Origin of the sequence: Bradyrhizobium diazoefficiens (genome assembly GCF_016616235.1) — a bacterium.
Lineage (GTDB): Bacteria > Pseudomonadota > Alphaproteobacteria > Rhizobiales > Xanthobacteraceae > Bradyrhizobium > Bradyrhizobium diazoefficiens_H.
The window spans coordinates 3,503,588-3,515,313 of the sequence record NZ_CP067100.1 but is presented as its reverse complement, the minus strand read 5'-3'; the positions used below and the strand labels follow the sequence as shown (position 1 = coordinate 3,515,313).

Sequence of the window (11,726 nt, the reverse complement as noted above, 5' to 3'; positions counted from 1 at the left end):
CAACTTTCGCATCAGGGATTAACCGTGCCGTCTGACACCATCTGGGCCTGGAGCATCATCGTCGCCGCCACCGCAGGCGTCATCATCCGGCCCTTTCGCTTGCCCGAGGCGATCTGGGCGGTCATCGGTGCCGCCGCGCTGGTGCTGCTCGGCTTCTTGCCCTGGCAGGATGCGCTCGCCGGCGTCCAGAAAGGCATCGACGTCTATCTTTTCCTGATCGGAATGATGCTGATCGCAGAGCTGGCGCGGCTCGAAGGACTATTCGATTATCTCGCCGCGCTTGCCGTGGAATACGCCGCCGGCTCGCCGCAGCGGCTGTTCCTGCTGATCTATCTCGTCGGCACGGTCGTGACGGTGCTGCTCTCCAACGACGCCACCGCGATCGTGCTGACGCCCGCCGTCTATGCCGCGACGCGTGCGGCCGGCGCCAAGCCGCTGCCCTATCTGTTCGTCTGCGCCTTCATCGCCAACGCCGCGAGCTTCGTGCTGCCGATCTCCAATCCGGCCAACCTCGTCGTGTTCGGCGAGCACATGCCGCATCTCGGCACGTGGCTGCGCCAGTTTACGCTGCCCTCGCTTGCCTCGATCGGCCTCACCTATGTCGCACTGCGCCTTGCCCTGCACCGCGAGCTCAGGGATGAAACGATCGAAAAGCGGGTCCCTCACCCAAAGCTCGGCAGTGGCGGCCGATTGACGGCCTACGGGATCGGCGCCATCGGCATCGTGCTGATCTGGGCCTCCGCGCTCGACAAGCAGCTGGGCCTGCCGACCTTCATCTGCGGCGTGGTGACCGCCGCCATCGTGCTGCTGCTCAGCCGGCAATCGCCCTTACCCGTGCTGCGGGGCGTATCATGGAGCGTCTTGCCGCTGGTTGGCGGACTTTTCGTGATGGTAGAGACGCTGATCAAGACCGGCGTGATCGGGCAGCTCAGCGCGCTGCTGCATCAAGCGGTCGGGCAGTCTGTGACGCAGGCGGCCTGGAGCGTCGGCATTGCGACCGCGATCGCCGACAACATCGCCAACAATCTTCCGGTCGGCCTCGTCGCGGGCTCGGTCGCCGCCAGCGATCATCTGCCCCCGCCCGTCATCAGCGCCATTCTGATCGGCGTCGATCTCGGGCCCAATCTGTCGGTGACCGGATCGCTCGCGACCATTCTCTGGCTGGTCGCCCTCCGCCGTGAGAAGATCGAGGTCGGCGCCTGGCCGTTCCTCAAGCTCGGCCTGCTGGTGACGCCGCCGGCCCTGATCGCGGCCTTGGCTGCCGCGATCAGGTGGTAAGCGCCTTCAATCGTTCTCGTAGCCGTAGACTTCCGGCAGGATGAAGATTGCTGCAAGCAGTCCGATCAGCGGGAAAATCGCGACGAACAGCGTGGCGCCCGCCTGCCCGATCGCCGCGAACAGCGACGGGAACAGGAAGATCGCCAGGAACGAGGGCAGTTTCACGAACATGTAGGCAAAGCCGCTGGCGGTGCCGCGGTATTTGGGTTTGGCGACCATGGTCGGGATCGTCATGCAGTTCGAGGCGTCCCAATAGTGGCCCCACAGCATGGCGGCCGCCGCGAACGGCAGCAGCATCTTGTTGTCGGTGTAGAGCGCGAAAGCCGCAACCAGGAGCGAAGCCAGCACGATGCCGAAACCGGCAATGGCGATGCCTCGGTGGCCGATCTTCGGCGTCAAGAGCGGGCCGACCCAGCCGGACAGCGCGGCGAAGCAGAACAGCGCCATGGTCACGAGATTGTTGCCGAGCACGCTCGACACGCCGACCATCACGAACAGCACCGGCAGGTAGAAGGCGAAGGTCGAGAACTCGCTGCCTTGCGCGAAACAGGCGATCCAGCCATAGATCGTGGCGCGCCAGCGGATCGGGTCCTTCTTGAGATCGGCGAGGAAGGCGCGGGTCGAGACCTTCGGCACCTGCACGTCCTGGTCCGGCAGCATGTCGAGATTGTCGTTGAACATCTCGCGCGCAACCTGCTTGGCCTCGCGGTAGCGTCCCTTCTGCACCAGCCACACCGCCGTCTCCGGCACGTCGTGGCGCATGATCAGGATGATCAGCGCCGGCACGGCGCCGAGGCCGAGCGTCACGCGCCACAGCATCTCGTGCTGCATGTCGATCAGCAGGAAGATCACGATGACGCCAATGGTGAGGACCTCGCCGACGGCGAACATGAACTGCCAGCGGTTACCCATGACCTCGCGCTCGCCCTTGGCCATGGATTCCATGATGTAGGTGTAGCCCGTGGAGATGTCCGAGCCGAGCGGGATGCCGAGCAGGAAGCGGATCACGACGAGCCAGGTGACGTTAGGCACGAAGGCCTGCGCCAGCGCCAGGACGATGAACATCACCATGGTGACCAGGAACATCACGCGGCGGCCGATCTTGTCGGAGAGCCAGCCGCCGAGCAGCGCACCGATCAACGCGCCGCCCTGCGTGCCGGCCGCGGCAAGGCCGAGCATCAGCGGATCGGGATTGTACTGCTCCTTGATGAAGATCAGCACGAACGCGATCGAATACAGGTCCCAGGCCTCGACCAGGATCGAGGCCATCATCAGCCAGCCGACCTTGTTGCCCTTGGGACTGTAGTTCGTGATGAGATAGCGGACTGCGGCTTCGCTCGCGGTCGGTTGTGGCATGGCCATCGTTGACATGTCTGGTCCTCTCTTCAAAACTCTCTATGCGCCAAGCAGCGGCTCGATGCTGCAATCGAGCAGGCGCGGGTCGATTCCCGTCTCCATGCCCGTGAACATGTCGCCCATGTAGTCGATCAGCGCGTCGCTCGCCTTCACCGCGTCCTCGACGCGGCGATTGGCCACCGCGTTGAGAATGGCGAGGTGATGATCGATCGTGCCTGACAGATCGGCCTGTCCCGGCATGAAGCGATGGTGGATGTAGCCGATGCGACGATAGAGCGTGTGCAGCGGCCGCAACGTGTGCACCAGGAAGGGCTCGCCCGCGGCCTCCAGCACCAGCGCGTCAATGCGGCGATCGATGCTGTTGAATTCGTCGAGGCTCAGCGTGGCGCGGCGCTCGCGCAGCAGGCGCTCGATGTGCAGCGCCTGATTGCGATGCGAGAGGCTGGCGCGATCGGCTGCAAGGCGGATCACGAAGCGCTCCATGTCGCGGCGCAAGGCCAGCAGCATGCGCTCGCGCGCGAGATCGATCGGCGCAATGTGCAGGCCGTGGCGCGGACGGATGATGATGAGCGTATCTGCGGACAGACGATTGACCGCGTGGTGCACCGGCGTGCGCCCGAAGCCGGTGATCTGCTGCAACTCCAGCATGGTCATGAACTGGCCGGGCTTGAGCTCGCAATGAACGAGCAACTCTTCGATCCTCTGATAGGCCAGCTCGAAGAAATTGAGACGGTTGCGCCGCGAGGGCCTGCCCTCGCCGTCGTCCTCGTTTCTCACCACCTCGAGCGCGCGCTTGCGCCGTGCCATGTCGTTCTCTCCCGTCAGCCCGCGCTCTCATTGCAGGGTGGCGCCTTGTTTGTGGCACTCTTAAAACATGTTGTGATATATTACAAGCAGGCGTAAGACTCCCAGCGGTCCGCGATATGTTGCGATGCGGAATGAAAACAGGCCGGCGCAATGCGCCTGTGATGGGAGGACAATTGCCGTGAAGATCACGTCGATCGAGACGCTGCGCACCGAGGAATTCTCCAACGTCATCTGGGTGCGCGTTCACACCGACACGGGCGTGATCGGTCTCGGCGAGACCTTCTATGGCGCAGGCGCCGTCGAAGCGCAGATCCACGATACCTTTGCCGGCCGCCTGCTCGGCCGCAATCCCCTGCACATCGAAGCGATCCATCGCGACATGCTGAACCTGCCGATGGCACAGTCCTCCACAGGCGTCGAGTACCGCGCAGCCTCGGCGATCGACATCGCGCTGTGGGATTTGTTCGGCAAAGTCTGCAATCAGCCGGTGCACCAGATGCTCGGCGGCCTCTGCCGCGACAAGCAGCGCATCTACAATACCTGCGCCGGCACCCAATACGTTCGCTCGACCAATATCAGCCCGGTCGCCAACTGGAATCTCGGCGCCGCCAAGGGACCTTACGAGGATCTCGACGGCTTCATGCATCACGCCGATGCGCTCGCCGAGAGCCTCTTGGAAAGCGGCATCTCGGCGATGAAGATCTGGCCGTTCGATCCCGCCGCGCAGGAGAACAAAGGCCTCTACATCACCGCAGCCCAGATGAAGCACGCGATCGAGCCGTTCGAGAAGATCCGCAAAGCCGTCGGTGACAAGATGGAGATCATGGTCGAGCTCCACTCGCTGTGGAATCTGCCGACCGCCAAGCAGATCGCGCGCGCGCTCGAGCCCTACAAGCCGACCTGGTACGAAGACCCGATCCGCATGAACTCGCCGCAGGCGCTGGCCGAATACGCCCGTTCGACCGACGTCTGGGTCTGCGCCAGCGAGACGCTGGGCTCGCGCTTTCCCTACAAGGACATGCTCGACCGCGACGCCATGCATGTGGTGATGGCCGATCTGTGCTGGACCGGCGGCCTCACCGAGGGCCGCAAAATCGCGGCGATGGCCGAGACCTATCATCGGCCCTTTGCGCCGCATGATTGCATCGGCCCGGTCGGCTTCATCGCCGCCATCCACATGTCGTTCAGCCAGCCCAACACGCTGATCCAGGAATCGGTGCGCGCCTTCTACAAGGGCTGGTACAATGAACTCGTCACCACGATGCCTGTGATCAAGGACGGCTATGTCTTTCCGATGGAAGGCCCCGGCCTTGGTGTCGACCTTCTGCCCGCCGTCTTCGATCGCAGCGATCTCACCGTACGCCGCTCCAACGTCTGAGGATTTTTTGAGATGAGCACCGCCCTGTTCAATCTGTCCGGCCGCACTGCGCTGGTGACCGGCTCCTCCCGCGGGCTCGGCCGCGCCATTGCCGAGGGCATGGCGAAGGCCGGCGCAAAACTGATCATCAACGGCGTCGATGCCAGGCGTGTCGAGCAGGCCGTCGCCGAATTTCGTGCCGCCGGCCATCAGGCCGAAGGCGCCGCCTTCAACGTCACCGACGAGCCCGCGATCGTGGCGGCCTTCGAGCGCTTCGACCGCGAGGGACTCGCGGTCGACATCCTCGTCAACAATGCCGGCATCCAGCATCGCAAGCCGCTGGTGGAATTCACCACCGACGAATGGCGCAAGGTGATCGAGACCAACCTCACCAGCGCCTTCGTGATCGGCCGCGAGGCGGCCAGGCGCATGATCCCGCGCAAGCACGGCAAGATCGTCAATATCGGCTCGCTCGGCAGCGAGCTGGCGCGGCCGACGATCGCGCCCTACACCGCGGCCAAGGGCGGCATCAAAAATCTGACCCGCTCGATGGCGGTGGAATGGGCCCAGCACGGCATCCAGGCCAACGCGATCGGCCCCGGCTACATGCTCACCGACATGAACGAGGCACTGGTCAACAACACCGATTTCAACAACTGGCTGATGGGCCGCATCCCCTCAAAACGCTGGGGCAAGCCGGACGAGCTGGTGGGCGCGGCGATCTTCCTCGCCTCCGACGCTTCCACTTACGTCAACGGCCAGATCATCTATGTCGATGGCGGCATGATCGCCGCGATGTAATCGCGAAACAGGGAACGAGACCATGCGCGCCGTCGTCATCCACGCCCCGAAGGATCTGCGGATCGACAACTACCCGGATCCGGCGCCCGGGCCGGGCGAGGTCCGCGTCAAGATCGCCAATGGCGGCATCTGCGGCTCGGACCTGCACTACTATCATCACGGCGGTTTCGGCGTCGTGCGCATCCGTGAGCCGATGGCGCTGGGGCACGAGATCGCCGGCGTGGTCGCTGATGTCGGTGACGACGTCACCAGCCTCAAGCCGGGCACGCGCGTCGCCGTCAATCCGAGCAGGCCGTGCGGCCAGTGCCTGCACTGCCAGGAGGGCCTGCGCAACCAGTGCATCGACATGCGCTTCCTCGGCAGCGCGATGCGGTTTCCCCATGTGCAGGGCGGTTTTCGCGAGTTCATCACGGTCGATGCCACGCAGGCCGTGCCGATCTCCGACAAGCTGTCGCTGGCGGAAGCTGCAGTCGCCGAACCGCTCGCGGTGTGTCTCCACGCCGGCAAGCAAGCCGGCCCCCTCCTCGGCAAGCGCGTGCTGATTACCGGCTGCGGTCCGATCGGTGCGCTGATGATCCTCGTCTCGCGCTTCGGCGGTGCGGCCGAGATCGTCGTGACCGATGTCGCCGATGCCCCGCTGGCGATGGCGAAAAAGCTTGGCGCGACCCACGCCTTCAATGTCGCGGCCAACGCCACCGCACTCGATCCCTGGCGCGCCGGCAAGGGTGTGTTCGACACGCTGTTCGAAGCGTCCGGCAATCAGGCTGCGCTGCGCGCCGCGCTCGACGTGCTCAGGCCCGGCGCAACGCTGGTGCAGCTCGGCCTCGGCGGCGAGATGACGCTGCCGATCAACACCATCGTCGCCAAGGAATTGCAGCTCCGCGGCACCTTCCGCTTCGATCCCGAGTTCGAGCTCGCGGTGCGGCTGATGGGCGAAGGCTTGATCGACGTCAAGCCGCTGATCACGGCCACCATGCCGTTCGAGAACGCGGTCGCCGCCTTCGAGCTCGCCAGCGACCGCGCGCGATCGATGAAGGTGCAGTTGACGTTCTAGGCAGCGGCGAGGCCTACCGGCTTTCGATCAACCGGTCGCTGACCAGCCGCACGGCGCCGCGCTTCCATGAATAGTCTGCGCCCATGCGCAGGCCACTGTCGCCGCGCGCCAGCACCGCGCCGGTCCTGGCGTCACGGACCTGGAAGCCGAGCGTGTATTCGGTGCGGCTGACCCGCCGCACCACGCCGATCAGCGACTGATCCGCGCCGAGCTTTTGCGCGATCGCCGCCTCGCAGCCCGCACAGTCCCGCAATGCATGCGCCTTCACGGCCTGTTCATTCGCCTCGCCGACATCGACGAGGCGGTAGCGGCCGGACTGGCCCAGTGCCTCGCGCACGCTGCTGGTGACTTCGGCAAGGTAGGATGCATCCGATGTGGCCGAGGCGCCCGCCGATGCGGCAGTGGCATCCTCGAGCTCGAAATCGAACACCGCCAGCGCGACCGGCGCAGGCGTGGCGAGCGCGGCCATGACCTCGCGGGACACGAAGGTCTCGGCGCGCTCCCATGATTCATCATTGTCGCCGCGGAAGGTGTAGAGCTTGTCCATCAGGAGCTTCCTGGCGCCGACGTCGAGCACGGCGACCTTGGCCCATTGCACCAGCGTGCTGGTCTTCTGGATGCCGCCAATGACCTTGAATGCCGCACCGTCCTGGGCGGAGGCTACGAGCCGGTAGCGCCCACCCTCGCTGATGTCCCGCCTGAGCGCCGCCATGAATGCCGACAGCCGCCGCTCGTGGGCGGCGGTCTGATTGGCCGGCTCGCCCGACGTATCGGTGTAGCTGAAATCGTCCATGGCGACCCCAACGGCAGTCTCGGCACCTGACCGCGACGAGGCCACCGGGAGGACCAACAGAAGAGCGGAAAGGATCAACCAGGTGCGGCGCATGCGGGCCTCGTATGATGGAGCGGCGACGCAGCCTGGATGGCAGTCTCGGGCCGTGCATCCGTGCCTGTCCCGGCGAGCACCGGGAAAATTTCACGACATTGCGCTGCGGTAAGCGTGATGCTTTCCGCCGCTTCCGTTCTGCCGTTTAATGTGAGATGCGACAAACCCGTTCGCGTCAGGTGCCCGCCGATGTGGAACCGCCCGAGATTCGATCTCAAGGTCCGGCTGACGTTGCGCGTGGCCGCGATATCGGCCGCCTGCTTCGCCGCGATCTCCGCCTATTTCCTCATCACGGCCGACCGCGCGGCGCATGCGCGCATCGACGGCATCGCCGCCATCGTGGCGAAGTCGCTCGAGCTGCAACAGGGCAAGGTCCAGTGGGGGGCGGGCCCGCGCGCGGACTTCCCGAACCTCGACCCCGTTTCGGCCTATGTGATGACGCCCGGCCTGTGTCTGGCATTCCGCGGCGCGAGCGGCGACATCCTCCAGCGCTTTTGTAGCGGCGTGCCTCCGGCTGCCCCGCCGCCGCAGGCCTTCACGGCCTTCTATCGCAGCCTGTTCGACCCGGGCCGCGAGGCGGCACGGGCGGTGATCGTGCGCGGAGCAAAGCTCGGGGAAGCCGTGGTCTGGCTCGACCCGGCGGTGCAGACAGCCGAGGCCTGGCACGAGGCCGGCCGTCTGATGATCGCGCTTGCGATCGCCTTGCCGCTGCTGTGCGCGCTGGTCTATGCCGCGCTCGCGCGCGCGCTGCACCCGACCCGGATGATCCGCACCGGCCTCGAGCAGATTGCCGCTGGCGATCTCACCGCGCGGCTGCCGCCGTTCGACCTCGCCGAGCTCTCCGCCATCCGCGACGTCTTCAACCATCTCGCCGAGAGCCTCGATACCGCCCTGGCCGAGCGCAGCGAGCTGACGCGGAAGCTGATCGCGCTCCAGGACGAGGAGCGCCGCCATCTCGCGCGCGAACTGCACGACGAGTTCGGCCAGTCGCTGGCCGCCATCCGGGCGCTCGCCTCCTCGGCCCGCCAGACCGCCGCGCAGGACTGCCCGTCGTTGCTCGGCGAATGCGACGGCATCGCGCGGACCGCGACGGGCATGATGGAGACGCTGCGCGGCGCGTTGTTCCGGCTGCGCCCGCCCGATGTCGAGGAGCTGGGGTTGGTCGCCAGCCTCGAAGGTCTCGTTGCGGGCTGGAACGGACGCAGCCGCGGCGAGACGCGCTTTTCGATCCGCTTCGACGGCGCGTTCGAGAGCCTGCCGGCCACGATCAGCGCCAATCTCTACCGGATCGTCCAGGAGGCGCTCACCAATGCCGCCAAGCACGCCGGCGCCACGCGGGTCAGCCTGGAAGTGACGATGCGCGCTGACGAGATCGCGCTTGCGATCGACGATGACGGACGATCGACCGATCCCGCCGGCAAATCCGGCATGGGCCTGCTCGGCATGCGGGAGCGCGTCGCAGCCCTGCGCGGCCGGCTGAGCTTCGAGGCCGGCCCCAATGGCGGCTCAGCACTGCGTCTCGTCATTCCGCTCCCGGCCGCCGATCAGCCCGTGCTGGAGCACGCGGCATGACCGCGACGATTCTGCTGGTCGACGATCATTCCGTCGTCCGCGAAGGCTATCGCTCCGTGCTCGAGAAGCAGCCGGGCCTGCGCGTCGTCGCCGAGGCGGCCGACGGCGCCGAGGCCTATCGGCTGTTCAAATCCGAGGCGCCCGATCTCGTCATCATGGATCTGAGCCTGCCCGGCATCGGCGGCATCGAGGCTATCAGGCGCATCAGGCAATGGGACAAGGCCGCACGGATCCTCGTCTTCACCATGCACCAGAATGCCGGCTTCGCCGTGCAGGCGATCCGGGCCGGCGCGCGCGGTTACGTCACGAAGATGAGCCCGCCGGAGACGCTGATACGCGCAGTGATGGATGTGCTGGCCGGCAAGATCGCGATCAGCCCCGATATCGACCACGAGTTGGCGCTGAGCCGGATCAGCGGCGAGAGCTCGGCCGCCGACGTGCTCACCCCGCGCGAGTTCGAGGTGCTGCGGCTTTTGCTCGCCGAGAACACGACGGACGAGATCGCCGAGACGCTGCATGTCAGCCCGAAGACAGTGGCGAACCTGCATTCGCTGATCAAGGACAAGCTCGGCGTCGGCTCCGACATCGAGCTGGTCCGGCTGGCACTGCGCCAGGGATTGTTGACCGAGGTCGATCTCGGCGACGCCCGAGCGATCAGGCCAGATACCGCGTGAGATAGCCTTCCATGGCATAGAGCGCGCAAAGCGCGAGGCTCGACCACACAGCGGCGCTGAAATACAGGAACATCCAGGTCAGCTCGCCCTTCCAGTGGGCGATGTCGTGGGTCACCACCCAGCGCGTCGAGACGTCATGCAGGCCTTCGAGGAAGCCCAGGAACCTGCCGCCCTCGGCATGCCCTGCCCGCCAGCGGCTGAGATACATCGGCACATCGACGGTGACGAGGAAGGCGAGGAAGCAGGCGATGCCGACGATGCCCGCGATCAGCGCCCAGCGCACCACGCCCTGGAATTCCGGCATCAAGCGGCACAGCGCGATGCCGGCGAGGAAGAAGGTCACCGCCCACAGCGAGTTCTCGATCGCGTTGTACAGGAAGTTGGTGGTCACGACCGCGTACCAGGAGAAACACTCAGCGATGATGATGACAGGCACGATCATCCAGGCGATGGTCACCGCGGTCTCCGCGCCCGTCATGGTGCCGAACTGGTGCAGGATGATGGCCCATTGTGCGGCGAAGCAGACTTCAGCCACGGTCGCGACCGTGCGGCCGACGAAGACGCTCGACAGCCAGGTGTCGAACAGACAGATGCGCTGCACGTCGGCGCGCGGCAGTACCGAGCGAAAGGCGCAGCCAAACACATAGGCGGCGCACAGCAGGAACATCAGGCCGGCGTCGGAGCCGCCGCCGACACTGCCGGCAACCGTTGGATAGAACTCGCGGTACAGCATGAACCAGACGAGGATGTTGGCAGCGCTGACCAGCGTCAGGGACCCCCACCACCACGCGAGGGGATTTGATCGTGTCTGCCACCGCAACATGAATCGCTCCGTGTAATCGACGTGACATATCCTCGTAATAATCTTGTCACAACACACCGTGGAATCACGACAAAAAACTGTGTGCGGCAGTGCTTTTTCGCGCTGCTTTTCGCCCAACCCACGGGGAAGTGTGGCGTCCGTATAGTGGACGATAGATAGCAATTGTGTGAATTTATTGGACAACGGCCTTCGCCGGGTTCATGAAGCCAGCATGGCTCGAACCGCGTCCAAACCGACCCGCGCCTCCTCGTCCGCCGCCGCGGTGCTGGCGTCGAGCGCCGATGACGCCGCCTTCGCAACGACGCTCGCAAAGGGTCTCGTGGTGCTCGAGGCCTTCAAGGCCGGGACCACGCTGCTCGGCAACATGGAGCTCTCCCGGCTGACGGGCATCCCGCGGCCGACCGTAGCGCGGCTGACGCACACCCTGGCCGAGCTCGGATATCTCCGCTATGAGGCCGCGCGCACGAAATACCGCTTGGGTGCGCGCGCCCTGCGGATGGCGCATCCGTTGCTCGCCAACATGCAGTTCCGGCAGGTGGCGCGGCCGATGATGCAGGAGCTCGCGCAGAGTGTCCGCGGCACGGTCTCGATCGGCCTGCTCGATGGGACCTCCATGATCTATGTCGAGACCGCGCGCTCCGGCGACGTCGGTCCTCACGTCCCCGATGTCGGCATGCCGATTCCGGTCGTGATGACCGCGATGGGCCGCGCCGCCGCGGCGACCCTGCCGCCGGCCGATGCGGACCGGCTCGAACGGCAGATCGCCGCCGAAGACGCCGGGCTGTGGGCGGCCTTCCGCGACCGATACCGCGCCGGGCTCACCCAATGCGCCAGCCGCGGCTTCTGCACCTGTTTTGGCGAATACATCGTCGCGATCCACGCCGTCGCCGCACCGCTGTTTCACGTGCCCGAGCTGGATCAGTCGTTCTCGATCAACTGCGGCATCCCCGCGTTCCGGCCGCAGCCGGGCCAGCTGGAGGGCGAGATCGGCCCGCGCATTGCCGCGCTCGCCGATAGCATCCGCGCGGTCGTGCACGCGGCGGGACCGGCGACCGAGACGCAACAGCACAACAAGAGGGCCAGGAAATGAACAAGAACACTGGCACTCCACCACCGGG

The 11,726-nt window shown here is 65.6% G+C and carries 11 protein-coding genes; 7 read left to right on the top strand and 4 right to left on the bottom strand.

Going from position 1 to position 11,726, the window contains the following annotated elements:
* Nucleotides 1-24 precede the first annotated feature (24 nt).
* Nucleotides 25-1,278 carry an arsenic transporter gene (locus tag JJB99_RS16725; protein ID WP_200499753.1) on the top strand — a complete coding sequence of 418 codons (1,254 nt, stop codon included), beginning with the start codon at nt 25-27 and terminating at the stop codon, nt 1,276-1,278.
* A gap of 6 nt (nt 1,279-1,284) precedes the next feature.
* Here JJB99_RS16725 and JJB99_RS16720 read toward each other — a convergent pair whose 3' ends face one another.
* Nucleotides 1,285-2,649, bottom strand: coding sequence for an MFS transporter (locus JJB99_RS16720; RefSeq protein WP_200499752.1), 1,365 nt, complete (start codon nt 2,647-2,649; stop codon nt 1,285-1,287).
* Nucleotides 2,650-2,673: 24 nt separating this feature from the next.
* Entirely contained in the window at nt 2,674-3,441 is a 768-nt protein-coding gene (locus tag JJB99_RS16715) for a GntR family transcriptional regulator (RefSeq protein ID WP_200499751.1), read from the bottom strand.
* A gap of 178 nt (nt 3,442-3,619) precedes the next feature.
* Here JJB99_RS16715 and JJB99_RS16710 point away from each other — a divergent pair, with 178 nt between their 5' ends.
* From JJB99_RS16710 to JJB99_RS16700, 3 genes are read left to right on the top strand one after another with little or no spacing between them, the layout of a single operon-like run.
* The gene (locus tag JJB99_RS16710; RefSeq protein WP_200499750.1) at nt 3,620-4,819 is read left to right on the top strand and encodes a mandelate racemase/muconate lactonizing enzyme family protein; all 1,200 of its coding nucleotides are present in this window, start codon (nt 3,620-3,622) and stop codon (nt 4,817-4,819) included.
* A gap of 12 nt (nt 4,820-4,831) precedes the next feature.
* Nucleotides 4,832-5,599, top strand: coding sequence for an SDR family oxidoreductase (locus JJB99_RS16705; RefSeq protein ID WP_200499749.1), 768 nt, complete (start codon nt 4,832-4,834; stop codon nt 5,597-5,599).
* 22 nt (nt 5,600-5,621) lie between these two features.
* Nucleotides 5,622-6,653, top strand: coding sequence for an L-idonate 5-dehydrogenase (locus JJB99_RS16700; RefSeq protein ID WP_200499748.1), 1,032 nt, complete (start codon nt 5,622-5,624; stop codon nt 6,651-6,653).
* A gap of 13 nt (nt 6,654-6,666) precedes the next feature.
* Here the strand turns inward: JJB99_RS16700 and JJB99_RS16695 are convergent, their stop codons facing one another.
* Nucleotides 6,667-7,539, bottom strand: coding sequence for a DUF3280 domain-containing protein (locus JJB99_RS16695; RefSeq protein ID WP_200499747.1), 873 nt, complete (start codon nt 7,537-7,539; stop codon nt 6,667-6,669).
* A 189-nt stretch (nt 7,540-7,728) separates the two neighbouring features.
* Here JJB99_RS16695 and JJB99_RS16690 point away from each other — a divergent pair, with 189 nt between their 5' ends.
* Both JJB99_RS16690 and JJB99_RS16685 read left to right on the top strand, forming a co-directional pair.
* Nucleotides 7,729-9,111 carry a sensor histidine kinase gene (locus JJB99_RS16690; RefSeq protein ID WP_200499746.1) on the top strand — a complete coding sequence of 461 codons (1,383 nt, stop codon included), beginning with the start codon at nt 7,729-7,731 and terminating at the stop codon, nt 9,109-9,111.
* Nucleotides 9,108-9,785: a response regulator gene (locus JJB99_RS16685; protein ID WP_200499745.1), complete on the top strand. Its 678-nt coding sequence runs from the start codon at nt 9,108-9,110 to the stop codon at nt 9,783-9,785. The genes JJB99_RS16690 and JJB99_RS16685 overlap by 4 nt, the downstream gene beginning before the upstream one ends.
* Here JJB99_RS16685 and JJB99_RS16680 read toward each other — a convergent pair.
* Nucleotides 9,766-10,608: a hypothetical protein gene (locus JJB99_RS16680; protein ID WP_200499744.1), complete on the bottom strand. Its 843-nt coding sequence runs from the start codon at nt 10,606-10,608 to the stop codon at nt 9,766-9,768. The two genes, JJB99_RS16685 and JJB99_RS16680, sit on opposite strands and share 20 nt — an antisense overlap.
* Nucleotides 10,609-10,819: 211 nt before the next feature.
* Between JJB99_RS16680 and JJB99_RS16675 the strand changes: the two genes are divergently transcribed.
* Entirely contained in the window at nt 10,820-11,698 is an 879-nt protein-coding gene (locus JJB99_RS16675) for an IclR family transcriptional regulator (RefSeq protein ID WP_200499743.1), read from the top strand.
* Nucleotides 11,699-11,726 lie beyond the last annotated feature (28 nt).